This window comes from Neisseria sp. Marseille-Q1983 (assembly GCF_018224585.1).
Taxonomy (GTDB): domain Bacteria; phylum Pseudomonadota; class Gammaproteobacteria; order Burkholderiales; family Neisseriaceae; genus Neisseria; species Neisseria polysaccharea.
Map to the genome: position 1 here is coordinate 1 of NZ_JAGTUI010000017.1, position 24,881 is coordinate 24,881.

Sequence of the window (24,881 nt, forward strand, 5' to 3'; positions counted from 1 at the left end):
TCTCTTTGAGCTAAGGCGAGGCAACGCCGTACTGGTTTTTGTTAATCCACTATATGTGCCGCCCTATGTGTTGCCCTAATTTGGAAGGGGTTACACCCCTCTCAAATAAAATCTGATGCTGCTGCCACGAAGGACGGATGTCCAAGTGGCGGGGGTTTAACCATTAAGGAAATACGATGAAAAAAACGTTCCTTTCTGCCGTATTGCTTCTGTCAGCTGCCGCCCAAACTGTGTGGGCAGATACGGTGTTTTCCTGTAAAACGGACAACAACAAATATATAGAAGTTCAAAAAATTAACCGCAATCTTTACGAATATTCGTTCGGCAGTGCGGCAAAAAAAGAAATTGCCATACGCAACAGCAAAGCTGATCTGTTGGGGCGTTCCGACAGGTGGCAAGGCTGGGGCAGAGGCCGTTGGGCGACGATGAAATTCCAAAACGGCGAATTTATGTACACCGTAGATGCAGGCTTCGATTCCGTGACCCATGCAGTAGGCAGCGGTGTCCTTGTGGAGCGTAGGGGCAAGGAAATCGCACGGTTCGACTGTACGCCGAAAACCGCGCAGGCGAATTTCGACGATGACGATTTTGCCTGGTAATCGGGGCGGATAAGGCGATGGAAACAGTGAACCCCATCATGCTGATTGTCCGTCCGTCGGGTAGGGCGAAGGACGATGTGGAAACCTGCCGTCGTGCCGGATGGCAGGCGGAAGTGTTGAGCCCGATTGAAATCGAAGCAGATGCTGCCGGACTGGAACTTTTGTCCGAACAATATGCCCGTGCGGATGCCGTGTTTTGGGTCAGTCCGACCGCCGTTGAAACCGCCGTCCCGTACCTTAACCTTTCAGACGGCATAAAGATGCACATTTCCGTAGGGCAGGGCAGCCGCCGTGCATTGGAACGCTGTTTGGGCAGAACGGTCATCGCGCCTGAAGACGGCAACGACAGCGAGGCGGTTTTGCGCCTGACGGTTTGGAACAGTCTGCCCGAAGGTGCGCGCGTATTGTTTGTGCGCGGACACGGCGGGCGGGATTTTCTGATGAATGCCTTGCAGGAGAAAGGTTTTCGGACGGAGATGGCAGAAGTCTATTTCAGACGGCATAAACCTTTGAACTTTCAAAATTTCCAAACCGAAAATATTGCCGCCGCCTATATTACGTCGACCGAGCTGGTGCGCTTGCTGTTCGGGCAGCTTCCGCCGCAATTTTCCCGATTCTTCAAATCCTTGCTATACTTTACCCATCATCCGCGCATTGCGGAGGCATTGAAGCGCGAAGGCGTGTGTTCGGTCGAAACCGTCCCTTCGCTGGAAGCCGCGCTGTCCTATTTCCCCATTTCCGTTTCAGACGGTATGACTTTCCCCAAACACCCAATCGATAAGGAGCAAAACGGTGGGCGAACCTGAAAACAAATCATCCGAACCCGTCAGCGGGGCGGCGGTGCAAAAAGAAATGCCGTCTGAAACCTCTTTACCGGACAAAAAGTCCGAATCCGAGGTGCAAACCGGCAATGTGCGTACGGGTTGCGAGGAGGACACCTGCCACTTCGTCGTCAAACAGGCCGGCGGCAACGCCCTGGCAATCTGCGCCCTGGTATTGGCGGCCTTGGGTTTGGGCGCGGGCGGATTTTTGTTCGTACAAGGGCAGAATGTCCTGAAAAACCAAGAATTGGCGTTCAACCAGAAAATCGACAAAGCCGCCTTGGGCGAGTCGGAAAACGCCGCGCTGCTGAAAGACGGCATCAACCGCCAAGCGGCGATGCAGTCCGAACTCGACCGTTTGGGGGACAATGTCAAAACCAACGCCGAACAGATTTCGACGGCGCAAAAAGCCTACCGCGAACTGACCAAAGGACGCGCCGACTGGCTGGCGGACGAAGCCGAGGCGATGCTCGATATGGCGGCGCAGCAGTTGGTGCTGACGGGCAACATACAGGCAGCCGTCGGCGTGTTGGAGCATATCGACAGCCGACTGTCCCGTTTCGATCAGGCGGAGCTTCTGCCGATCAAACAGGCGGTCAGCAGCGACTTGGCGGAACTGAAAAACCGTCCCTATGTCGATATTTCCGGCACGGCATTGCGCCTCGACAGGCTGGAAACCGCCGTATTCGGACTGCCGCTGATTTTGGATGGCGTATTGAAACCGGGCGTACAGGTGAAGAACGAAGCCGCTTCCGCTTCATGGTGGCAGAACGTATGGGAAAAATCCCTCGGCACATTGAAGGGGCTGGTCGAAATCCGCCGTTTGGAAAACAACGATTCCATGCTGATTTCACCGGAACAGGCATATTTTGTGCGTGAAAACCTGCGCCTCCGTCTTTTGGATGCGCGGACTGCATTAATGCAGCGCAACAGCGAAGTCTATCAGGGCGATTTGAACAATGCCGAAGCCGCCGTCAGACAGTATTTCGATGCCAAGTCTCCCGCCACGCAGTCGTGGCTGAAAGAACTGGCGGAATTGAAGGCGTTGGATGTGCGTATGACTGCGGATGACGGTTTGAAAAACAGCCTAAATGCCGTCCGCGCCTATCGCGACGGTACGCGCATGACGGCGGCGGAAAATCAAGAAGCGGAACAGGCGGCTTCCGAACCGGCTGCCGCATCGGATGTGAAGACCATAGAAGCACCGTCCCTGCCTTCGGAACGCAAACCGGAACAGCCTGCAAAAAAACAGCCCGTACCGGAAAAGGCAGGGCGTTCGCCGTCCGCTAAAGGAGAACGCGCATGAAAACGGTAGTCTGGATTGTCGTCCTGTTTGCCGCCGCCGTCGGACTGGCGCTGGCTTCGGGCATTTACACCGGCGACGTGTATATCGTACTCGGACAGACCATGCTCAGAATCAACCTGCACGCCTTTGTGTTAGGTTTGCTGATTGCCGTCGTGGTGTGGTATTTCCTGTTCAAATTCATTATCGGCGTACTCAATATCCCCGAAAAGATGCAGCGTTTCGGTTCGGCACGCAAAGGACGCAAAGCCGCGCTTGCCTTGAACAAAGCGGGTTTGGCGTATTTTGAAGGGCGTTTTGAAAAGGCGGAACTCGAAGCTTCGCGCGTGTTGGGCAACAAAGAGGCCGGAGACAACCGGACTTTGGCATTGATGCTGGGCGCGCACGCCGCCGGGCAGATGGAAAACATCGAGCTGCGCGACCGCTACCTTGCCGAAATTGCAAAGCTGCCTGAAAAACAGCAGCTTTCCCGTTATCTTTTGTTGGCGGAATCGGCGTTGAACCGGCGCGATTACGAAGCGGCGGAAGCCAATCTTCATGCGGCGACGAAGATGAATGCCAACCTTACGCGCCTCGTGCGTCTGCAACTTCGTTACGCTTTCGACAGGGGCGACGCGTTGCAGGTTCTGGCAAAAACCGAAAAACTTTCCAAGGCGGGCGCGTTGGGCAAATCGGAAATGGAACGGTATCAAAATTGGGCATACCGCCGCCTGCTGGCGGATGCTGCCGATGCCGCCGCTTTGAAAACCTGCCTGAAGCGGATTCCCGACAGCCTCAAAAACGGGGAATTGAGCGTATCGGTTGCGGAAAAGTACGAACGTTTGGGACTGTATGCCGATGCGGTCAAATGGGTCAAACAGCATTATCCGCACAACCGCCGCCCCGAGCTTTTGGAAGCCTTTGTCGAAAGCGTGCGCTTTTTGGGCGAGCGCGAACAGCAGAAAGCCATCGATTTTGCCGATTCTTGGCTGAAAGAACAGCCCGATAACGCGCTTCTGCTGATGTATCTCGGCCGGCTCGCCTACGGCCGTCGGCTATGGGGCAAGGCGAAAGGTTATTTGGAAGCCAGTATCGCCCTGCAACCGAGCGTTTCGGCGCGTCTGGTGTTGGCGAAAGTCTTTGACGAAACCGAACAGCCGCAAAAAGCCGAAGCACAGCGCAAATTGGTTTTGGAAGCCGTCTCCGATGACGAACGCCACGCAGCGTTAGAGCAGCATAGCTGATTTTGGGAAATATCTTTATCTGGGAGAATTTGATGGAACCTTCAGATTCCTTTAAGGAAAAGAAAGAAATATTTGAAATTGGAACGCCTGCTTATCGCCAAAAGTTAATTGATGTTTGGAAAAAGAGCATTAATGGAAACGAAAAATCTTGGGTGCTCTTTGAAAATGGGACTTGCGTCATTTTACTTGAACCAGAAAAAGATCTGGAGAAACAAGCTAAAGAGATATTAAGCAAATGGGGCAAGGTTCAAATAGGAACACCATCTGCAGATTTTGGCATTATCACTTTAGATAGTGGCGATGGATATGCCGTTTCATGCCATCATCCTGAAATTTTTACGCTAATCCTAAAAGAAGAAGGATTGGATGAAGATTTCAAAATCGGTATCGAAGGGCGCTCTCATCGCGATTGTGATGCTGAAGAACCCAAAGTTATCCATATCGAAGATAAACGCACCATTGAAACCCCATGAAAACCTGCTGCCGTTTAATCATCTACTGATGATTACCTAGGCAAATGTGCCCGTCTCTTCCTTTTCAGACGCCCTTTCATTGCGGAAACCGCTGCAAAGGTTGTCTGAAAACCGTTTTCCTTCCCCGTTTTACAAACAAACCGAAAGCCCCACATGATTTCTTTGAAAAACGATACTTTCCTCCGCGCCCTGCTCAAACAGCCTGTCGAATACACGCCGATTTGGATGATGCGCCAGGCGGGGCGTTATCTGCCCGAATACAAAGCCACGCGCGCGAAAGCGGGCAGCTTCCTCGATTTGTGCAAAAACACCGAATTGGCGACCGAAGTTACTATCCAACCTTTGGAACGCTTCGATTTGGACGCGGCGATTTTGTTTTCCGACATCCTGACCGTTCCCGACGCAATGGGCTTGGGGCTGTATTTTGCCGAAGGCGAAGGTCCGAAATTCGAACTCGCCTTGCAACACGAAGCCGATATCGCCAAGCTGCACGTTCCCGATATGGAAAAACTGCAATACGTTTTCGACGCGGTAACTTCCATCCGTAAAGCATTGGACGGCCGCGTACCACTTATCGGCTTCTCCGGCAGCCCGTTTACGCTCGCCTGCTACATGGTTGAAGGCGGCAGCAGCAAAGAATTCCGCACCATCAAAACCATGATGTACTCGCGCCCCGATTTGCTGCACAAAATCCTCGATACCAACGCCCAAGCCGTTACCGCCTACCTCAACGCCCAAATCGACGCGGGCGCGCAGGCTGTGCAGATTTTCGACACTTGGGGCGGCGTGTTGAGCGATGCGGCGTTTAAAGAATTCAGCCTCAAATACATCCGCCAAATCGTTGCCGGATTGAAACGCGAAAGCGAAGGCAGACGCGTTCCCATCATCGTGTTTGCCAAAGGCGGCGGACTGTGGCTGGAAAGCATGGCGGAAATCGGCGCAGACGCATTGGGCTTGGACTGGACGTGCAACATCGGCGAAGCACGCCGCCGCGTCGGCAAGCAAGTCGCCCTGCAAGGCAACTTCGATCCGTTCGCCCTCTTCGGTACGCCCGAATCCATCCGCACCGAAGTCGCACGCATCCTGGCCGACTACGGACACGGCAGCGGTCATGTCTTTAATCTCGGACACGGCATCAACCAACACGCCGACCCCGAACACGCCAAAATCTTAGTCGACACCGTACACGAGTTGTCGCGGCAGTATCACGGCGGGTAAGCCGGCAGGAAACTGCCCGATATGCCGTCTGAAGCCGAGAGATGGAAAATAAGGCAATGCGCCAGCCCTCCATGTACGGATAGCGGCGTTGCCATATTGGCGCAATCCTAACCGTCCCTATTTTCAGACGGCATTTTTGTTTTCAGATGCAGGGAAAACCGATGGCAAAAACGCTTAAAACCCTTTACCAATGCACCGAATGCGGCGGCACTTCCCCGAAATGGCAAGGCAAATGCCCGCATTGCGGCGAGTGGAACACACTTCAGGAAAGCTTAGCCGCGCCCGAGCCGAAAAACGCCCGCTTCCAATCTTGGGCGGCGGACACCTCGACCGTCCAATCCCTCTCCGCCGTTACCGCGACCGAAGTGCCGCGCAATCCGACCGGCATGAGCGAACTCGACCGCGTATTGGGCGGCGGTTTGGTTGACGGCGCGGTCATCCTGCTCGGTGGCGACCCCGGCATCGGTAAATCCACGCTGTTGTTGCAAACCATCGCCAAAATGGCGCAAAGCCGCAAAGTGCTGTACGTTTCCGGCGAGGAATCCGCCCAACAGGTCGCCCTGCGCGCGCAACGTTTGGAACTGCCCACCGAAGGCGTGAACCTGCTTGCCGAAATCCGCATGGAGGCGATTCAGACGGCCTTGAAACAGCATCAGCCCGAGGTCGTCGTCATCGACTCCATCCAAACCATGTATTCCGACCAAATCACTTCCGCCCCCGGCTCCGTGTCGCAGGTGCGCGAATGTGCCGCCCAACTGACGCGTATGGCGAAACAGATGGGCACCGCTATGATACTGGTCGGACACGTGACCAAAGACGGCGCGATTGCCGGCCCGCGCGTATTGGAGCATATGGTCGATACCGTGCTGTATTTCGAGGGCGACCAACATTCCAACTACCGCATGATACGCGCCATCAAAAACCGCTTCGGCGCGGCAAACGAACTGGGCGTGTTCGCCATGACCGAAAACGGCTTGAAAGGCGTGTCCAACCCGTCCGCCATCTTCCTCGCCAGCTACCGCGACGATACGCCCGGCTCGTGCGTTTTGGTTACACAGGAAGGCAGCCGCCCGCTTTTGGTCGAAATTCAGGCATTGGTCGATGACGCGCACGGCTTCACGCCCAAACGCCTCACCGTCGGACTGGAACAAAACCGCCTTGCGATGCTGCTTGCCGTGTTAAACCGCCACGGCGGCATCGCCTGTTTCGATCAGGATGTGTTTTTAAACGCCGTCGGCGGCGTGAAAATCGGCGAACCGGCGGCGGATTTGGCGGTTATCCTCGCGATGCTTTCCAGCTTCCGCAACCGCCCTATGCCCGAAAAAACCGTGGTTTTCGGCGAAATCGGACTAAGCGGCGAAGTCCGCCCCGTCGCGCGCGGACAAGAGCGGCTCAAAGAAGCGGAAAAGCTCGGCTTCAAACGCGCCATCGTCCCAAAAGCCAATATGCCGCGCAACGCCAAAGAGTTTCCGAACCTGAAAATTTATGGCGTTTCGAGTTTGCAGGAAGCCATCGATATTTGTCGGGAAGATAGGGATTAAAAGGAAATACCGTCTGAAGGTTCAGACGGCATTTGGTTTGTGGCGGATTGAAACAAGAAGGCATACCGGCGACAGATAAGATTTGCGGCAAAGTTGCCTGTGATGTGGCAAAAACACACACGCCCGTCATCCCCGCGAGGGCGGGAATCCGGAATCGTCCGTTTCGGCAATGATTGGAAATCACGGCAACCCAACCGCTTGGATTCCCGACTTCGGGGGAATGAGGGGCGTGTGCGTTTGGTTTCCATCCGACATATGTCGGCGACGGGCTTATTCGCCTACGGTTTTTTGTATCAGTTTTTCGGCGTTTGCCAAAGTGTTTGCCACTTCGTCAAAACCGATGCGGCTGCCGGCGATGAGGGCGCGCGTATCGGTATAGGCGGCGCGTACTTTGCCGTCTGTTTCGGTAACGAGGACGCGCAGTGGAAGTTGCAGGGCGAAGGCGGGGTCTTTGACCATCAGCGGCGTGCCGGCTTTGGGCGTGCCGAAGACGATGACTTTTGCCGGCTGCATCGTTAAGCCGTTTCGGCGGGCGGCTTCCTGATGGTCAATGACGGCAAAAATGTCCATTCCTTTGCTTTTTATGGCGGTTTCAAGGCGGCTGACGGTTTCGTCAAAGCTGTATTTTGAGGTGAGGGTATGCGTGGTCATAGCGGTTTCGTTTTGGGTGGACGGTTCGCCGGTAGGATGTGCCGAAGCGGTTGAAATGCAGAGTGCGGATGCGGCAATCAGGGGGAGTATGTGTTTCATCGTATTTCCTTATCGGTTTGTTTATCAGGCTTCGGACGGGGCGGCACGCGCCGCGCCTGATGTTGCGCCGCGTGCCGGAGTGCCGTATGCCGTCTGAAAGCCTGTCCTTTCAGACGGCATTGCGTTATTTCATCCCTTTTTTGAGCAGGTCTTCATAACCGCCGTGATTGGCAACATTTGTATAACCTGCTTTTTTCAGCTCTTGAAGGGCGGCTTCGGCACGCCGTCCGCTGCGGCAGTAGAGGTTGACCGGCGTGTCTTTGTCGGGCGCGGCTTCGTGTATGCGGCGGACGATTTGGTCGACGGGGATGTTGACCGCGTTGTGCAAATGCCCTTCGCTAAATTCCTGTTCGCTGCGGACATCGATCCAAACGGCTGAATGTTGCGCGGTTTGGGCGGCGGATACGGGTTTTTGCGGGGCTGCCTGCGCGGCAAAGGCGGCTGAGGCAATGAGTGCGGCGGTAATCAGGTGTTTGATATTCATAGGGTTCTCCTGCGGTTGTCGTCTTAAGGGACGGGAAGTTATTTTATCTGTTCCAAAGTGTCGGCATCTATGTCCCAACGCCAAACGCCGCCGCCTTTGCCATCCAATCCGCGCAAAAACAGGTAGCGGACGGAAACGGCGGCGGGCGGTTGTCCGCGCAGCTTGAAGTAGCGTGCGGCGGCAACGGCGTAAATCAGTGCCTGAAGGTAATAGTGGTGGTGCGCGACGGCTTCGTCCATTGCCTGTTGCGTGTAGGCGGATGCGTCCGTGCCGAGGTGGTTCGACTTGTAGTCGATGACGCAGATATTGCCGTCGGGGTCTTGGCAGACCATATCGACAAAGCCGTTTAAAAAGCCGTTGACGGTGTGGAAGTCGAGCGTTTCGGCAGCGGCACGGCAGACTTCGGGCAGCCTGATGTCGTCGCGGGCAAACCAGTCGCGCAGCCGTTTGAGGCCGAAGTCTTCGGTGTGGAGGGTAAAGCCCATTTCGGGACAGCGGCACTCGGGCGGGATGTCGGACAGGCAGTATGCCCCCGTCAGCGGCGTTTTCTGGCAGGCTTCCGCCATTTCGGCAACGGCAGGCAGCCATATTTCTTCAAATCCGTATTTTTTCAGCTTGTCGGTGATGAGGGTTTCCTGTCCGGCGGCTGCTTGTCCGAATTTGAAATCTTCAAGAATTTCGTGCAGGCACAGCCCCGCCTGCGTGCCTTTCGGAAAGTCGTGTATCGATATGCCGTCTGAAGCCGTCGGCGTTTCAGACGGCATCGCCGCTACCGAGGTTTCGGCGGCATCCAAGGACGGGCAGGCATCTTCTTCGCCGCCGTCGGGCGTTTGGCTTTGGCGGCTTAAGGCGGTAAAGCTGGTGTGGCGGACAAATCGGAATCTGCGTTCGGGAATGCTGTTTGCGGCAAATTCGGCGGTTTGACCGGCGTTGCCGCGATAGGCGGCAGGGGGCGGCGCATCTTCTGTGAAGGCGAAATCCGTGCCGGCTGGGGCGTTGTCCGCCACGCGCCGCCAGTTGCGTTTGAGCATCGCGATGCCGTCTTTTTCCCGGTCATAGGTTTGGCGGACGGTTTCGCGGCTGTCTTGCGGCAAGCTTTCAATCAGGTAGGCGAGGGGGTTGTCGGCAGTATTGGTGGAGTATGCGGCGTAGATGTTGAGCTGTTCCTCGGCACGCGTCAGCGCGACATAAAGCAGGCGCAGGCGTTCCGCCATTTCCTCATCGGCGTATTGCTTCTGTTCGTCTTCCGACAGTTGCGCCTTTGCCAACAGTTCGGTTCGGTTTGCGCTTTGGTGGAGGATTTGCCAGTCGGACGGTCCGGTATCTTGCGCGTCCCACGCAAACGGGCAGTACACCAGCGGATACTGCAAACCTTTCGAGGCGTGCATAGTAACGATTTTGACCAAATCTTCGTCGCTTTCCAGACGGATGGATCGGTTGTCGCCGCCGTTGTTGCCGGCCAGGCTGATCTGATCGCGCAGCCATTTGTGCAGCGCGGCGGGGTTGCGGTTTTGCGCGTCTTCGGCGGCAAGCAGTTCGAGCAGTTGGAAATAATTGGTTAGGCTGCGCCCGTTGTTCCGGCTTAAGAGGCGCGTTTCGATGCCGTGTGTTTGGGAAAACTGCTGCATAGCGGCGAAAATGCCGTATTGATTCCAGTTGTCGAGCGCGGTTCGGGCAGATTCCGCCCAATGCAAAATCTCGCTTTCGTTTTGGTTGAAGTCGTGCAATTGCTGCGCGTCATAACCGAATATGCTGCTTGTCAGGACAAAGCGCAGCGTTCCGGCGCGGCGCGGTTCGAGCCAGAAGCTGATGAGTGCGGAAAGGGCGGCAGCTTCGGGCGAGGCGAACACGGATTCGCGCGAGAGCAGAACGCTTTGCACCTGCCGTTTTTTCAGGGCGGCGGAAATCATCACCGCCTCGTTGTGCGTGCGGACCAGCACGGCAATATCGCCGGACTGCAGCGGACGGTCTTTGAAATTCAGACGGCATTCGGCGGCTTCGTTGAGTGCGTGGGCGATTTCGTCGGCGCAATAGTCGGCGGCGCGCCGACGCAAAACGTCTTTGTTGGCTTTTTCATTGTCGTTTTCGTGCAGCCAACGAACCTGTACGGCAGGACGTTCGGGGGACAACCTGCTTTCGGCACGCGCCGCACCGACTTCCGAATAGCCGATGTTTTCCAAAACGAACGGGCGTTCTTTAAGGCGGAACAACGCGCCTATGCTGCCGATAAGCGCGGCGTGGCTGCGGTAGTTGGTGGCGAGCGTGTAGCGGTGCCGCGCGTCTTCCGCCGCCTGAAGGTAGGCGTAAATGTCCGCACCGCGAAAGCTGTAAATCGCCTGTTTGGGATCGCCGACCAGAAACAGCGGGCGGTTTTGGGTGATGAAGATTTTTTGGAAGATTTCGTATTGCAGCGGGTCGGTGTCTTGGAACTCGTCGATCAGCGCGGTTTCCCAGTTTTCGGCAACGGCGCGGGCGAGGGTTTCGGCGTGCGGATTGTCGGTCAGCGCGGTGTGGACATCGAGAAGCAGGTCGTCGAAACCGCGTTCGCGGCGCGATTTTTTCATCTCGGCAAGGCTGCGGTTGAGATATTCGATGAAATCCAGTTGCAGCCGGATCATTGTTGCTTCTTCCGCTTCTTCGAGTGCGTCCAAATCGCGCCCGAAGTCTGCCAGTTTCTGCAATTCGGCAAATGTTGCCGCATCGGGCGTTTTACCTTTTTTCAGTCCGGCTTCGAGTTTGTCGGATGAGAGTTTCAAGAGCCGTTCGTGCAGCTTTGCCTCCAAAAAGGGCAAATCCGGCGACAGGGCTTTTTGTTCCAATGCGTCGAACAGTTCGATAAAACTGTTTTTCCGATACGAATTGCCGTTTAAAAGGGGGTGGATGCGCCAAAAAGTTTCTTTTAATTCAGTCAGATTTCCGCAAATGTTTTGCCAGCTTGCCAAAGCGGAGCCCCGAGCTTGCGGCAAATCGGTTTGCGGACGGCGGAAATTCAGGTACGGGCGGGACAGGTAGGCGCGGATTTGGGCAAGGACGGTTTGCGGCACAGCTTTGCGTTTGAAAACCAATTCGGCAAGCACTGGATCATTGCTGACGCGTTCCCGCCAAAAATCTTGCGCTGGGACAAGCAGGCGGTCGCCGTCTTCTTCGGTCAGTTCGACATCGAATGGGGCTTGGCACAGGAAGGCGTAGTCGCGCAGGATACGCTGGCAGAAGCCGTGGATGGTATAGATGGCGGCGTTGTCGAATTGCCCGATGGCGGCTTTGAGGCGGACAATCAGACGCGTCCGGCCCTCTTTTTGCAAAGCCTGTTTTAAGAGTTCGGGCAGGAAGGTGTCGCCTTCGTGGTGTTCGGCGCAGTAGGCGGCAATGCCGTCTGAAAGCGTGTCGTCTCCAAGTTTGGCAATTTCTTTGCTTTCTAAAACCTGCAACACATCGTCCAAACGCGCGTGCAGGCGTGTTTTCAGCTCGGCGGTGGCGGCTTTGGTGAAGGTAACGACCAATACGCGCTCGACGTTTTTTTGTTCTAATACGATCAAACGTGTAAACAGGGCGGCGATGCCGTAGGTTTTGCCGGTGCCGGCAGAGGCCTCAATCAGGTTGGTGCCGGAAATGGGGACGGTCAGCGGGTCGAATGCTTGGATGCTTGCAGACATAGTGCGCGCTCGGAAAACGGTTGGACGGTATAGTGGATTAACAAAAATCAGGACAAGGCGACGAAGCCGCAGACAGTGCAAATAGTACGGAACCGATTCACTTGGTGCTTCAGCACCTTAGAGAATCGTTCTCTTTGAGCTAAGGCGAGGCAACGCCGTACTGGTTTTTGTTAATCCACTATAAAACGGGAAAATGCCGTCTGAAAAAGGGTTTCAGACGGCATCGTCTGGCTTAGAGGTTTTGCAGGCGTTCGACAGACGGCGCGTAGTAGTATCCGCCCGAGACGGCGGCGGAGAGGTGCCGGAGCAGCAGGTCGGTTTTGCCGTCCGTATCGCCGAACATACTCAATAATTGCGCTTCGATATTGTGCAGCGTGCGGCAGTATGCGGTAAACATCAAACCGTGTTCGCCGCTGATTTTGCCGAAGGGCAGGCTGCGGCGGACGATTTTCAGACCAATGCCGTTTTCTTTCAGGTTGACGCGGCCGAGGTGCGAATCGAGCAGGCGGACATCGCGGCTGAATTCATCGTTGGTTTCCTTGCTGCGTCCGACCGAGGCTTCCTGTTCGGCGACGGGGACGGCATCCCATTTTTTCAAATCGTGCAGGTATTTTTGCAGCAGGACATAGCTGCCGCCCGCATCGGGTTTTCTTTCGGGGATGATGGCGACTTCGCGGATTTTTTCATCGCCCTGCGGGTTTTCCGTGCCGTCGACGAAACCGTCCAGCCCACGATCCTGATACAGACGCAAACCGTGTTCTTCGGACGCGACGCATATGCTGTCGCCGAATGCGCTCAAAACAGATTGGGCAAGCGCGTAGGCGGCGTTTTGGCGGAAGGATTGGATGTGGATGTACATATCGTGCTGCGTGGATGGTGCAAGCCCATTGCCCATTTTGGGGAAGGGTTTAATTTCACTGCCTTCGTCCGTGTGTCCGAATGTTTTCCAGGCTTCGCTGCCGAAGGCGATGGTCAGACCCAAAATATCGTCTGGAAAGCGGGCTTTCAAGGCAGTTAACGCGTCAAGCGAAGCGCGGCAGGCGGCTTTAATATCGTTGAGGCGGTTGGCGGCGAAGTCGGCTTCGATAAAGATACCGGCTTGGGCGTGGTCGGGAATGATGGCGGATTGGGGTGTGTTCATGATGTTCCTTTTTGGTGTCATCTGTTTCGGGTGGATTATAGCACCGAATCGGCAGGCGGATTTTTGCCGGAACAGCGTGCGTGAATCCGCCGTTTGCGTACCTGATGCTGCTTTTCGGTTTCGTGCCGCCTGCCGCCTTTATTCCCGCTTCCGGCGGCTTCGGCATATCTTTTCCATTCCGGTTTGGAATAGCCATATAAAAAAGTATTCTTTGTGTTTGCCGCAATTTCACTTAGAATGCCGCACTTGCACACTTTTTACAGGAGAGGATGATGTTGAAAAAATTCATACTCGGCGGTATGACCGCATTGGTTTTGGCGGCCTGCGGCGGTTCGGAAGGCGGCAGCGGAGCATCTTCCGCGCCTGCACAATCGGCAGTTTCCGGTTCTTTAATCGAGCGCATCAACAATAAAGGCACGGTTACCGTCGGCACGGAAGGCACTTACGCACCATTTACCTACCACGACAAAGACGGCAAACTGACCGGTTACGATGTGGAAGTAACCCGCGCCGTGGCGGAAAAACTGGGCATCAAAGTTGAATTTAAAGAAACGCAATGGGATTCGATGATGGCAGGCTTGAAAGCCGGCCGTTTTGACGTGGTGGCAAACCAAGTCGGCCTGACCAGCCCTGAGCGTCAAGCGACTTTTGACAAATCCGAGCCTTACAGCTGGAGCGGTGCGGTTTTGGTTGCCCGTAAAGACAGCAACATCAAATCTATCGACGACATCAAAGGTGTGAAAACCGCACAATCCCTGACCAGCAACTACGGCGAAAAAGCCAAAGCTGCAGGCGCAGATTTGGTGGCTGTTGATGGTTTGGCGCAATCGCTGACTCTGATTGAACAAAAACGTGCTGATGCAACCCTGAACGACGAATTGGCGGTATTGGACTACCTGAAGAAAAACCCGAATGCCGGCGTGAAAATCGTTTGGTCCGCGCCTGCCGATGAAAAAGTCGGTTCCGGCTTGATTGTCAATAAAGGCAATGACGAAGTCGTGGCAAAATTCAGTACGGCAATCAATGAGCTGAAAGCCGACGGCACGCTGAAAAAACTGGGCGAACAATTCTTCGGAAAAGACATCAGTGTTAAATAATTTCCTTGCCTCCCTGCCGTTTATGACGGAAACACGCGCTGATATGCTCATCAGCGCGTTTTGGCCTATGGTCAAAGCCGGCTTCGCAGTATCTTTGCCTTTAGCGATCGCTTCTTTCGTTATCGGCATGATTATTGCCGTAGCCGTTGCTTTGGTGCGAATCATGCCCTCCGGCGGCATTTTCCAAAGATGCTTGCTGAAGCTGGTGGAATTTTATATTTCCGTCATTCGCGGTACGCCGCTGTTGGTGCAGTTGGTCATCGTATTCTATGGTTTGCCTTCCGTCGGCATCTATATTGACCCGATTCCTGCAGCCATCATCGGCTTTTCGCTCAATGTCGGCGCATACGCTTCCGAAACCATACGCGCGGCAATTTTGTCCGTACCTAAAGGCCAATGGGAAGCAGGTTTCTCCATCGGCATGACCTATATGCAGACGTTCCGCCGCATTGTCGCGCCACAGGCATTCCGCGTTGCCGTACCGCCTTTGAGCAACGAGTTTATCGGCTTGTTTAAAAACACCTCGCTCGCAGCGGTGGTAACGGTAACGGAATTGTTCCGCGTCGCGCAGGAAACGGCAAACCGCACTTATGACTTTTTGCCGGTTTATATCGAAGCCGCGTTGGTTTATTGGTGCTTCTGCAAAGTGCTGTTTTTAATTCAGGCGCGCTTGGAAAAACGCTTCGACCGCTATGTCGCCAAATAAGGGAAAGCCATGATTAAAATCCGCAATATCCGCAAAACCTTTGGCGAAAACACTATTTTGCGCGGCATCGATTTGGATGTGGGCAAAGGGCAGGTGGTCGTCATCCTTGGGCCTTCCGGCTCGGGCAAAACGACGTTTCTGCGCTGTTTAAACGCGCTGGAAATGCCCGAAGACGGACAAATCGAGTTCAACAACGAGCGACCGCTGAAAATCGATTTTTCCAAAAAAACGACAAAGCACGACATCTTGGCGCTGCGCCGAAAATCCGGCATGGTGTTCCAACAATACAACCTTTTCCCGCACAAAACCGCCTTGGAAAACGTGATGGAAGGACCGGTTGCCGTACAAGGCAAACCTGCCGCCCAAGCGCGCGAAGAAGCTTTGAAATTGCTTGAAAAAGTCGGTTTGGGCGATAAAGTGGATTTGTATCCCTACCAGCTTTCCGGCGGTCAGCAGCAGCGCGTCGGCATTGCCCGCGCATTGGCGATTCAGCCTGAATTGATGCTGTTTGACGAACCCACTTCCGCACTCGACCCCGAATTGGTGCAAGACGTGTTGAACGCTATGAAGGAATTGGCGCGGGAAGGTTGGACGATGGTTGTCGTGACCCACGAAATCAAGTTTGCCTTAGAAGTGGCAACCACCGTCGTCGTGATGGACGGCGGCGTTATTGTCGAACAAGGCAGCCCGAAAGAGTTGTTCGACCACCCCCAACACGAACGGACGCGGAAATTTTTAAGCCAAATCCAATCTGCCAAGATTTGATTGGCCATTTGTGAAAAATGCCGTCTGAAGCCTTCAGACGGCATTTTTTCGATGTTTACAGCGGCCAGATTAGATTCGGATTGCTTTCAATGACTGCTTTGAATTGGTTTTGAATACGCTCAATCGCTTCTTGCGTATCCGCTTCAAAACGCAATACTAAAATCGGCGTGGTGTTGGAAGCGCGCATCAGTCCGAAACCGTCGGGGAATTCAACGCGCAAGCCGTCGATGGTAATGATTTCGGTTGCGCCTTCAAATTCGGCTTTGGTGGCAAGTTCTTCAATCACTTTATGCCCGTTGCCGCCTTCGGGCAGGGCGATGTTGAGTTCGGGCGTGGAAATGCTTTGCGGCAGCTTGTCCAACACTTCGGACGGATTGTCGGAGGCAGACAGGATTTCCAAGAGGCGCGCGCCGGCGTACAGACCGTCGTCGAAGCCGAGCCAGCGTTCTTTAAAGAAAACGTGGCCGCTCATTTCACCGGCAACCAGCGCGCCGGTTTTTTTCATGGCGGATTTGATAAAGCTGTGGCCGGTTTTTTCCATTACAGGTTCACCGCTGTGTTCTTTAATCCACGGGGCAAGCAGGCGTGTGGATTTGACATCGAAAATGACTTTCGCGCCGGGGTTGCGGCTCAACACGTCTTGCGCGAACAGCATCAGTTGGCGGTCGGGATAAATAATGTTGCCGTCTTTGGTAACCACGCCCAAGCGGTCGGCATCGCCGTCAAACGCCAGGCCGATTTCGGCATCACCGTTTTTCAGCGCGGCAATCAAATCTTGCAGGTTTTTCGGTTTGGATGGGTCGGGATGGTGGTTGGGGAAAGTGCCGTCCACGTCGCAGAAAAGTTCGGTAACTTCGTTGCCCAAGCCTTTATAGAGTTTGCCGGCAAACGCGCCGCCCACGCCGTTGCCCGCGTCAATGGCGATGTTCATCGGGCGTTTGAGCCTGATGTGTCCGGTAATGTGTTTGAGGTATTCGCCGGAGATGTCTTTTTCGGTGACGCTGCCTTGTTTGCCGGCGGCAGCAAAACCGTCTTTTTCAATGATGGACAAAAGTTCTTGGATGGCTTCGCCGGCAAGCGTGTCGCCGCCGAGCATCATTTTGAAACCGTTGTAATCGGGCGGATTGTGGCTGCCGGTAATCATTACGCCGCTGCCGCCGCATTCGTTGATGGCGGCGAAATACAGCATGGGGGTGGCGACCATGCCGACGTTGAGGACGTCGATGCCGCTGTCGGTAAAGCCGTGTTGGATGTGCTCCATCAGTTCGGGACCGCTCAAGCGTCCGTCGCGGCCGAGTGCGATGCGGGTAATGCCTTTTTCGGTGGCTCTGGTGGCGATGGCTTTGCCGATAAGGTAGGCGGCTTCGTTGGTCAGGGTTTTGCCGACAATGCCTCGGATATCGTAGGCTTTGAAGATGTCGCGGGCGATGCTTGCCATAAGGTTTCCTTTGTGTCCGTTTAGGAAAAACGGGCGTATTTTAACATAGCGGTATGCCGTCTGAAGGCTTGCGTCCGGTTTTCAGACGGCATAGCCCGGTTACATCAAATAACATGCCGTCTGAAATAAAAGCAGCCTTTGTGCAGGCTGCTTTCGGATTGCCGGTTTATACCGCTTCGGCTTTAATGATGACGACAGGTTCGGTCGGTACGTCGTCATGGTAGCCGTGGCGTTTGGTGGATACGCCTTCGATGGCATCGACAACGTCAAAACCGTCAACGACTTTACCGAATACTGCATAGCCCCAGTCTTGGACGACGGTTTTGCCGTACAGCTCTTTAGAACGGAAGTTCAGGAAGGCGTTGTCGGCAGTGTTGATGAAGAATTGCGCGCTGGCGGAATGCGGATCGGAAGTACGCGCCATGGCGATGGTGTATTTATCGTTGGGCAGGCCGTTGGACGCTTCGTTTTGAATCGGATCGCGGGTTTCTTTTTCGTTCATGTTTTCATCCATGCCGCCGCCTTGAATCATGAAGCCTTTGATGACGCGGTGGAAGATTACGCCGTCGTAGAAGCCGTCTTTGACGTATTGCTCGAAGTTTTCGGCGGTAACGGGGGCTTTGTCGAAATCGAGTTCGATTTTGATGTCGCCTTTGTTGGTGTGCAGGATAATCATATGTTTCCTTTCGTTGAAAATCACAGGCAAAATTGGGAGGCTTGCGGAAAATCCAATGCCGTCTGAACGGATTATGTCAGACGGCATCGTTTTAGGGAATCGGATTTACATCAGGAAGAAGTATGCCCACAGAGCAACCAATACTACGCAGAGGATGTTCAGCAGTATGCCGACATTCATCATTTCGCGTTGTTTGATTAAGCCCGTGCCGAACACAATCGCGTTAGGCGGTGTGGCAACCGGCAGCATGAAGGCGCAAGACGCGCCAACACCGATGACGAATACCAAGACTTGTTCGGGCAGGCCCATTTGCGCGGCGATGCTGGCGAAAATGGGCACAAGCAGGGCGGCAGAAGCCGTGTTACTGGTGAACTCGGTCAGGAAGATGATAAAGGCGGCAACCACGAAAATCACCAGCAATGCAGGAGAATGGGAGAATGTGGAAGCAACTTGCTGGCCCAGTGCTTCAGATGCGCCGGAAGATTGCAGCAGCGCGCTCAAGCTGATACCGCCGCCGAAGAGCATCAATACGCCCCAGTCGGTGTTGCGGGCGACTTCCTTCCATTGCGCCACGCCGAAGACGACGACGGCGACGGCGGCAATCAGGGCGATAACGGTATCGGGGTTGGAAATACCGAATGCGGCTTTGATTTTGGCACTGAATACCCAAGAGACGGCAGCGGCAAGGAAAATCAGCAATGCGATGACGCGGTGCAAAGTCCACGGAATCGATTCGGCTTTAACTTCCACGCGCTCGTTCAAATTAGGTTTGAGGATGACGTACATGGAGAACAGCATCAGCGGCAGAATCAGCAGCATCATGGGCAGACCGAGTTTCATCCAGCTGACGAAATCGAGATTCAGGGCTTTGGCGGCAATCATGTTCGGCGGCGAACCAACGACTGTTCCCAAGCCGCCGATACTGGCGCAATAGGCAATGCCGAGCAAAACGAAGACATAGGTTTTGCGTTCTTTTTCCTGGTCGAGGTGGCTCATCATACCCATTGCCAAAGGCAGCATCATCGCGGCGGTCGCGGTGTTGCTGATCCACATGGACAGAAAGGCGGTAACGAGGAACAACATCAAAACCGCCACTTTCATATTGCCGCGCGACAGGTGCAGCAGGCTGACGGCGATTTTGCGGTCGAGACGCTGCATATGCAGGGCGGTGGCGAGTGCGAAACCGCCGAAGAAGATATAAATTGTCGGGTCGGCGAAACCTGCCATTGCCTTTTTGATGTCCATATCGGGGAAACCGAGTACGACGGCGAGAACCGGCACCATCAGTGCGGTTACGGTAATGTGGACGGCTTCGGTAAACCAAAGTGCGGCAACGAAAATCAGCAGCGCGATACCTTTATTGGCATCGGGACTGTAAGGCAGGATGTGGTAAATGCCGAAACAGATGACGGCGGAAATAATAGTGGTCAGCAGACCCTTAAAGTCGGTAATCGGCTTCTGCGCACTGAGCAGCTCGACGTTTTCGGGATGCTGGGTTTTGTCCTTTGCATGCAGGTTCATGAATGCTCCTTTAAGGCAACAAAATCGGTTTTTCTTTTGTGTCGTGCAATCCGAAACGGTTTGTGAAACCGCCGGTTCTGCAACTGGTTCGAGTATATTTGTAATCCGATGTAGTGTAAATATATTGTAAACGATTTGTTGGTTTTGTTTATGAGATGGGATTGATATGTAAGGAGAAAAACAGGATGCATCAGGGGGATTTATCCTGTTTGGGAGAAATAAACCGATTCAGTCCATGCGGTCGGCAGCTCGCGCGGTAAAGAGGGCAAGGGCTGCGCCCGTCAGGTCGGCAAGAACATCGCCCAAACTGCCGGTTCGCGTTGCGGTAAACCATGCCTGAGCGCATTCGCTGACTACGGCAAAACAGAAGGCGAACGCAATCAGGCTGCGGTAGGGGATGGGAAGTTTTCCTGTTCTGAATGCTTTGGTCAAAAGCCAGATTTGTGCGAAAAACAGGGCGAGGTGTGCTGCTTTGTCGAAATGCGGAAAAGGCGGCGGCGCAGTTTCGGCGGGTCTGAGCAGCGCATAGATGCTGCCGGCAAACCACAATGCGGAAAGCATGGCAAAGCGGTTGCGCGGCAGATTCATGCTTGTTCCTCTTCAAGCCATGTCCGGCATAGTTTGGATAGGCGCAGGAATTTTCCGCCGCGTGCGGCCAGCATATCGCGCCAAACGGCAATTTCTTCGGCGGAGGGGGCATCGTCTATGCTGCATTCGTAGAGCAGGAAATTTAAAGTTTCTTCAATGACGGCAACGGATTCGGTTTGGATGAGCCGGTTGAGTTCGGACATAGTGCGGGTTCTCGCTGATGGCGGGAATGCCGTCTGAAAGGGCTTCAGACGGCATTGGGTCATTTGCTGTGCAGGAAACGTGTTGCTTCTTCCCATTTGCCGGAAATGATGTCGGGTATGGCCTGCAGGGATTTGGCAATGGCATCGTCAATCTGTTGGCGGTGTTCCGCACTGGGCTTGTTTAGGACATAGCCGACGACGAGGTTGCGGTCGCCCGGGTGGTCGATACCGAGGCGCAGGCGGTAATAGTCTGCCGTGCCGAGTTTTGCCTGAATGTCTTTCAACCCATTGTGTCCGCCGTTGCCGCCGCCGAGTTTGAACTTAATCCTGCCGCAGGGAATGTCGAGTTCGTCGTGGACGACGAGAATTTCTTCGGGTTTGATTTTGTAGAACTGCGCAAGCGCGGCAACCGCCTGTCCGGAACGGTTCATGAACGTGGTCGGCTTGAGCAGCCAGACATCGCCGTCGGGCAGGGCGGCACGGGCGACTTCGCCGAAGAATTTTTTTTCTTCTTTAAACGAAGCCTTCCATTTCCACGCCAGTTCGTCGAGGAACCAAAAACCCGCATTGTGGCGGGTCTGTTCGTATTCTTTGCCCGGGTTGCCCAAGCCGACAACCATTTTGATTGTGTTTGACATGATATTTTCCGTGTTTCTGTCGAATGCCGTCTGAAGGCTTCAGACGGCATGGTTATTCTTCTTGATTTTGAACGCGTTTGCGGCGCGCTTCTTTGGGATCGATCAACAGCGGGCGGTACACTTCGATGCGGTCGCCGTCGCGCAGCGGCGTGTCGTCTTTGACGGCTTTGCCGAAAATGCCCAAAGGCGCGGAATGCAGGTTTAAATCTTCAAATATGCCGTCCAAACCGCTTTGCAGTGCAGCGGCGCGGATATGCGTCCCTTCCTCAACCCGCATCGTTTTTAAAACCTGCCTGTCGGGCAGCCCGTACACAATTTCAATTTCAAGCATAACGGCGGTCTGCCTCTTTGACGAACGCTTCGACCAATGTGGCGGAAAGGTGGCTGAATACGGGGGAAATTAAGGCGGATAAGACGGCATTAGAAAAATCGTATTCAAGGTTGAATTCGATTTTGCACATATCGTCGCCCAAATCGATAAATTTCCACGTTCCACGTAAGGTTTTGAACGGGCCTTCGAGCAGTTCCATACGGATTTCCCTGCCGGGGATGTTGCGGTTGTGCGTGGCAAACGATTGGCGAACGTGCATATAATCCATAAACAGCCGCGCCTTCAGTTCGTTGCCGCTACGCCCGATGACCTCGGTTTTGCTATACCACGGCAGAAAGTGCGGGTAATCCTCAACCTTATCGACCAGCTCGAACATTTTGTCCGCGCTGTGCAGCACCAAGATGTTTTTTTCAACTTTTTTCACGGGCATCACCAATGCGGGCGTGTATTCGAAAGGCGGTATTATAGCGGTTTAATTTTAAACTGGGATAGCCTTGCCCCGTTCTGATTTCGATTTAAACCGCCATATCGCAGATTCGCAAAAACCGATACGGCCTTTGCGTTTCAGACGGCATTGAGCGGAAAATGCCGTCTGAAAACGGGATGGGAAAACGGCAGCTTGCGGGCTGCCGTTTGTTCGGGAAGTTAAGCCTTGTTTTCAGGCTGCTGTTCGGACTCTGTCGAAGCGGTGTCTGCCGGGGCGGGTGCTTCGGTTTCTTCCCGAGCCGGAGCGTGCGGCGCGTTATCTTCCGCCGCGTCCGCATTCTCGCGCAGGTTGTGGCTGTAATCCTTGGGCGGGCTGGGTTGTTTGCCCGCCATAATTTCCAGTACCTGATTGCGGTCGATGGTTTCCCATTCCATCAGGGCTTTGCACATCGTTTCCATCTTGTCGCGGTTTTCATCGAGGATTTTGTAGGCAACCTGATACTGCTCGTCCAAAATCCGGCGGATTTCCGCGTCGATGTCCTGTTGGGTTTTCTCGGAAATGTTTTGCGAACGGGTTACGCTGCGCCCCAAGAAGACTTCGCCTTCGTTTTCCGCATAAACCATCACGCCCATTTTGTCGCTCATACCGTAGCGCGTTACCATTTCGCGCGCCATTTGGGTTGCGCGTTCAAAGTCGTTTGATGCGCCGGTGGAGATGCGTCCGACGAAGATGTCTTCGGCAATCCGTCCGCCGAACAGGATGGAGAGCTGGCTCAACAACTGATCTTTATACATACTGATGCGGTCGCGTTCGGGAAGCTGCCAGGTCAGGCCCAGTGCCCGTCCACGCGGCATAATGGTTACTTTATGTACAGGATCGGTAAATGGCAGGCTTTCGGCAACAATCGCATGTCCGGACTCATGATACGCCGTCGCACGTTTTTCGTCTTCGTGCATCACCATACTGCGGCGTTCCGGGCCCATATAGATTTTGTCTTTGGCATCTTCAAAATCGCTCTGATCGACTTTGACTTTGTTGCGGCGGCCGGCAAACAAGGCGGCTTCGTTGACCAGGTTCGCCAAATCCGCGCCGGAAAAACCGGGCGTGCCGCGCGCGAGGGACAATAAATCCACCGATTCGTCCAAAGGCACTTTTTTAGAATGGACGTTCAAAATCTGTTCGCGCCCCCGGATGTCCGGCAGGGGGACGACGACTTGGCGGTCGAAGCGGCCGGGCCGCTGCAATGCCGGATCGAGTACGTCGGGACGGTTGGTTGCCGCAATCACAATCACAGTCTGATTGCTCTCAAAACCGTCCATTTCAACCAATAATTGGTTTAATGTTTGCTCGCGCTCGTCGTTGCCGCCGCCCAAACCTGCACCGCGTTGGCGGCCGACTGCGTCGATTTCATCAATAAAGATGATACAGGGAGCGTTTTTCTTCGCCTGCTCGAACATATCGCGGACGCGGCTCGCACCGACACCGACGAACATTTCGACAAAATCGGAACCGGAAATGCTGAAGAACGGCACGCCGGCTTCGCCTGCAATGGCTTTTGCCAAAAGCGTCTTACCCGTTCCCGGGCTGCCTGCCAGCAGGATACCGCGCGGCACGCGCCCGCCCAGGCTTTGATAGCGGTTCGGCGCTTTCAGGTAATCGACGATTTCCTGCACTTCTTCTTTGGCTTCGTCGCAGCCGGCGACATCGGCAAAGGTCACTTTGTTGGCATCTTTGTCCAGCAGGCGTGCGCGGCTTTTGCCGAATGAGAATGCGCCGCCTTTTCCGCCGCCGCCCGTCTGCATACGCATAAAGTAGAACCATGCGCCAATCAGCAGCAGGACGGGCAGCAGGCTGTAAAACAGGGCAGCCAGCGCGCTCGGTTTTTCTTCCGGCGTTACTTTTACACGGACGTTTTTGTCGAGCAGTGTTTTAATTAGGTTGTCGTCCAAAGGCGCGTTGGTAAAGAAGGTGCTTTTGTCGGTGCGCTCGCCCTTAATCAGGTAGCCGCTGACGACGGATCCTTCGATGTTGACGCCGGATACTTCGCCGTTGTTGACCTGTTGGATGAACTGAGAATATTCGATTTGCCCGTTGTCTTCTTTTTTGCCGTCTAAAGCGTTGAACGCAGCCATCAGGCCGATACCCAAGGCGACCCAGACAAGGATTGATTTAAAGGTGTTCCCCACTTAGCAAGGCTCCATAATTGAGGTGTAAAACGGAAATGATTGTAAAACACGCTGTCTGTATTGTCAGCGTTTATTTTTGCCCAATAAATAAATCTCACTGGAGCGATTGCGCGAGGCTTCGGGTTTGCGCGTCTGCACCGTGCCGAAAATTTTGCGCATGGCTGCCATGTATTCCTGATAGCCTGCACCCTGAAAGACTTTGACCAAAAAGCTGCCGCCGGTTTTCAGGTGTTGCGAGGCGAAGTCCAAAGCCAGTTCGCACAGATAAAAGCTGCGTGCCTGATCGCTTACGGCGTTTCCCGACATATTGGGCGCCATATCGCAAATTACAAGGTCGAGCGGGCGGTTGTCCAACAAGGTTTCGAATTGTGCCAGTACGTCGTTCTCGCGGAAGTCGCCCTGAATGAAGGACACGCCCCCTATGGCTTCCATAGGCAGGATGTCCAAGGCGAAAACTGCTCCGGAAGTACCCGTTAGCTTGGCGGCAACCTGCGACCAGCTTCCTGGTGCGCTGCCTAAATCCGCCAATATGGTTCCGGGTTTGATTAGTTTATCTTTTTCGTTAATTTCCAATAGTTTGTATGCGGCACGGGCGCGGTAGCCGTCTTTTTGCGCCATATGGACGTAATGATCGTTGATGTGTTCGTGCAGCCACGCTTTTGAGGATTTGGAACGTACAGCCATAGTGGTTCGCGAGTCGGAATGTAAATCGCGTATTGTACGTTAATTTTGCCGATGTCGTGCCAAATCGCGTACAATGCCGCATTATTCTTTTTATTCAAGTAGTAGGAAAATGACTGATACAAAATTAAATACCAAAGAAATTTTGGAACTGAAAGCGCGCGCGCATCATTTGAATCCCGTCGTGATGGTCGGTCAACAGGGTCTGACGGACGCGGTCATCAAGGAAACCGATGCCGCGCTGACGGCGCACGAGTTGATTAAGGTGCGCGTGCTCGGCGATGACCGTGCCGAGCGTATCGAAATCTGCAATGCCTTGTGTGAGGCGGTTGACGCGCAACCTGTTCAGCATATCGGGAAACTTTTGGTATTGTGGCGTAAGAATATCGAAGCCTGATTTTAGGGGCGGTATGCTGAA

25 protein-coding genes are annotated in these 24,881 nt (G+C 54.2%); 11 read left to right on the forward strand and 14 right to left on the reverse strand.

The window, feature by feature from the left end; all coding sequences use genetic code 11:
* Positions 1 to 176 precede the first annotated feature (176 nt).
* The 7 genes from KEM39_RS05520 (at position 177) to radA (ending at position 7,178) form a co-directional block, all read left to right on the forward strand.
* Positions 177 to 599, forward strand: coding sequence for a protein Gly1ORF1 (locus KEM39_RS05520; protein WP_118997477.1), 423 nt, complete (start codon positions 177 to 179; stop codon positions 597 to 599).
* Between the two features lie 17 nt (positions 600 to 616).
* Complete coding sequence (locus KEM39_RS05525) at positions 617 to 1,405, forward strand: uroporphyrinogen-III synthase (RefSeq protein WP_192886317.1); 789 nt, start codon at positions 617 to 619, stop codon at positions 1,403 to 1,405.
* Positions 1,392 to 2,726, forward strand: coding sequence for a uroporphyrinogen-III C-methyltransferase (locus KEM39_RS05530; protein ID WP_192886316.1), 1,335 nt, complete (start codon positions 1,392 to 1,394; stop codon positions 2,724 to 2,726). The genes KEM39_RS05525 and KEM39_RS05530 overlap by 14 nt, the downstream gene beginning before the upstream one ends.
* Positions 2,723 to 3,946: a heme biosynthesis protein HemY gene (locus KEM39_RS05535; RefSeq protein WP_118997476.1), complete on the forward strand. Its 1,224-nt coding sequence runs from the start codon at positions 2,723 to 2,725 to the stop codon at positions 3,944 to 3,946. The genes KEM39_RS05530 and KEM39_RS05535 overlap by 4 nt, the downstream gene beginning before the upstream one ends.
* A gap of 32 nt (positions 3,947 to 3,978) precedes the next feature.
* Positions 3,979 to 4,419, forward strand: coding sequence for a hypothetical protein (locus tag KEM39_RS05540; RefSeq protein WP_002241347.1), 441 nt, complete (start codon positions 3,979 to 3,981; stop codon positions 4,417 to 4,419).
* Positions 4,420 to 4,572: 153 nt separating this feature from the next.
* Positions 4,573 to 5,637, forward strand: coding sequence for a uroporphyrinogen decarboxylase (gene hemE / locus KEM39_RS05545; protein WP_118997475.1), 1,065 nt, complete (start codon positions 4,573 to 4,575; stop codon positions 5,635 to 5,637).
* Between the two features lie 161 nt (positions 5,638 to 5,798).
* Complete coding sequence (gene radA / locus KEM39_RS05550) at positions 5,799 to 7,178, forward strand: DNA repair protein RadA (RefSeq protein WP_118997474.1); 1,380 nt, start codon at positions 5,799 to 5,801, stop codon at positions 7,176 to 7,178.
* A 270-nt stretch (positions 7,179 to 7,448) separates the two neighbouring features.
* Here radA and KEM39_RS05555 read toward each other — a convergent pair whose 3' ends face one another.
* The 4 genes from KEM39_RS05555 to KEM39_RS05570 all read right to left on the reverse strand — a co-directional run bounded on the left by KEM39_RS05555 (position 7,449) and on the right by KEM39_RS05570 (position 13,206).
* Positions 7,449 to 7,928, reverse strand: a complete 480-nt coding sequence (locus KEM39_RS05555; protein ID WP_003680761.1) for a DUF302 domain-containing protein — start codon at positions 7,926 to 7,928, stop codon at positions 7,449 to 7,451.
* 124 nt (positions 7,929 to 8,052) lie between these two features.
* The gene (locus tag KEM39_RS05560; protein ID WP_002244926.1) at positions 8,053 to 8,412 is read right to left on the reverse strand and encodes a rhodanese-like domain-containing protein; all 360 of its coding nucleotides are present in this window, start codon (positions 8,410 to 8,412) and stop codon (positions 8,053 to 8,055) included.
* A 38-nt stretch (positions 8,413 to 8,450) separates the two neighbouring features.
* Positions 8,451 to 12,065, reverse strand: coding sequence for an exodeoxyribonuclease V subunit beta (gene recB / locus KEM39_RS05565; protein ID WP_118997473.1), 3,615 nt, complete (start codon positions 12,063 to 12,065; stop codon positions 8,451 to 8,453).
* Positions 12,066 to 12,297: 232 nt separating this feature from the next.
* Positions 12,298 to 13,206: a Dyp-type peroxidase gene (locus KEM39_RS05570; protein ID WP_211709685.1), complete on the reverse strand. Its 909-nt coding sequence runs from the start codon at positions 13,204 to 13,206 to the stop codon at positions 12,298 to 12,300.
* A gap of 269 nt (positions 13,207 to 13,475) precedes the next feature.
* Here KEM39_RS05570 and KEM39_RS05575 point away from each other — a divergent pair, with 269 nt between their 5' ends.
* The 3 genes from KEM39_RS05575 to KEM39_RS05585 are packed head-to-tail and all read left to right on the forward strand — an operon-like array spanning position 13,476 to position 15,774.
* Positions 13,476 to 14,303, forward strand: a complete 828-nt coding sequence (locus KEM39_RS05575) for an amino acid ABC transporter substrate-binding protein (RefSeq protein WP_118997471.1) — start codon at positions 13,476 to 13,478, stop codon at positions 14,301 to 14,303.
* Positions 14,293 to 15,009, forward strand: coding sequence for an amino acid ABC transporter permease (locus tag KEM39_RS05580; RefSeq protein ID WP_192886315.1), 717 nt, complete (start codon positions 14,293 to 14,295; stop codon positions 15,007 to 15,009). The genes KEM39_RS05575 and KEM39_RS05580 overlap by 11 nt, the downstream gene beginning before the upstream one ends.
* Before the next feature lie 9 nt (positions 15,010 to 15,018).
* A complete protein-coding gene (locus tag KEM39_RS05585; protein ID WP_211709686.1) occupies positions 15,019 to 15,774 on the forward strand; it encodes an amino acid ABC transporter ATP-binding protein in 756 nt (251 codons plus the stop codon).
* A 55-nt stretch (positions 15,775 to 15,829) separates the two neighbouring features.
* Here KEM39_RS05585 and KEM39_RS05590 read toward each other — a convergent pair whose 3' ends face one another.
* The 10 genes from KEM39_RS05590 to KEM39_RS05635 form a co-directional block, all read right to left on the reverse strand.
* Entirely contained in the window at positions 15,830 to 17,212 is a 1,383-nt protein-coding gene (locus KEM39_RS05590; protein ID WP_211709687.1) for a phosphomannomutase/phosphoglucomutase, read from the reverse strand.
* Positions 17,213 to 17,378: 166 nt separating this feature from the next.
* Positions 17,379 to 17,888, reverse strand: a complete 510-nt coding sequence (locus KEM39_RS05595) for a peptidylprolyl isomerase (protein WP_118997468.1) — start codon at positions 17,886 to 17,888, stop codon at positions 17,379 to 17,381.
* Between the two features lie 105 nt (positions 17,889 to 17,993).
* Positions 17,994 to 19,409: a DASS family sodium-coupled anion symporter gene (locus tag KEM39_RS05600; protein ID WP_118997467.1), complete on the reverse strand. Its 1,416-nt coding sequence runs from the start codon at positions 19,407 to 19,409 to the stop codon at positions 17,994 to 17,996.
* A 228-nt stretch (positions 19,410 to 19,637) separates the two neighbouring features.
* Entirely contained in the window at positions 19,638 to 19,997 is a 360-nt protein-coding gene (locus KEM39_RS05605; protein WP_101122157.1) for a VanZ family protein, read from the reverse strand.
* Positions 19,994 to 20,200, reverse strand: a complete 207-nt coding sequence (locus tag KEM39_RS05610; protein ID WP_002237831.1) for a hypothetical protein — start codon at positions 20,198 to 20,200, stop codon at positions 19,994 to 19,996. The genes KEM39_RS05605 and KEM39_RS05610 overlap by 4 nt, the downstream gene beginning before the upstream one ends.
* A gap of 59 nt (positions 20,201 to 20,259) precedes the next feature.
* Positions 20,260 to 20,838: an aminoacyl-tRNA hydrolase gene (gene pth, locus KEM39_RS05615; protein WP_118997466.1), complete on the reverse strand. Its 579-nt coding sequence runs from the start codon at positions 20,836 to 20,838 to the stop codon at positions 20,260 to 20,262.
* Positions 20,839 to 20,890: 52 nt separating this feature from the next.
* Entirely contained in the window at positions 20,891 to 21,169 is a 279-nt protein-coding gene (locus tag KEM39_RS05620; RefSeq protein ID WP_114935128.1) for an RnfH family protein, read from the reverse strand.
* Positions 21,162 to 21,593: a type II toxin-antitoxin system RatA family toxin gene (locus KEM39_RS05625; RefSeq protein ID WP_211709688.1), complete on the reverse strand. Its 432-nt coding sequence runs from the start codon at positions 21,591 to 21,593 to the stop codon at positions 21,162 to 21,164. The genes KEM39_RS05620 and KEM39_RS05625 overlap by 8 nt, the downstream gene beginning before the upstream one ends.
* A 221-nt stretch (positions 21,594 to 21,814) precedes the next feature.
* Positions 21,815 to 23,782, reverse strand: coding sequence for an ATP-dependent zinc metalloprotease FtsH (gene ftsH, locus KEM39_RS05630; protein ID WP_118997464.1), 1,968 nt, complete (start codon positions 23,780 to 23,782; stop codon positions 21,815 to 21,817).
* Between the two features lie 63 nt (positions 23,783 to 23,845).
* A complete protein-coding gene (locus KEM39_RS05635) occupies positions 23,846 to 24,466 on the reverse strand; it encodes an RlmE family RNA methyltransferase (protein ID WP_118997463.1) in 621 nt (206 codons plus the stop codon).
* A 109-nt stretch (positions 24,467 to 24,575) separates the two neighbouring features.
* Between KEM39_RS05635 and yhbY the strand changes: the two genes are divergently transcribed.
* On the forward strand, positions 24,576 to 24,860 hold the full coding sequence (gene yhbY / locus KEM39_RS05640; protein ID WP_118997462.1) for a ribosome assembly RNA-binding protein YhbY: 285 nt from the start codon (positions 24,576 to 24,578) through the stop codon (positions 24,858 to 24,860).
* Positions 24,861 to 24,881 lie beyond the last annotated feature (21 nt).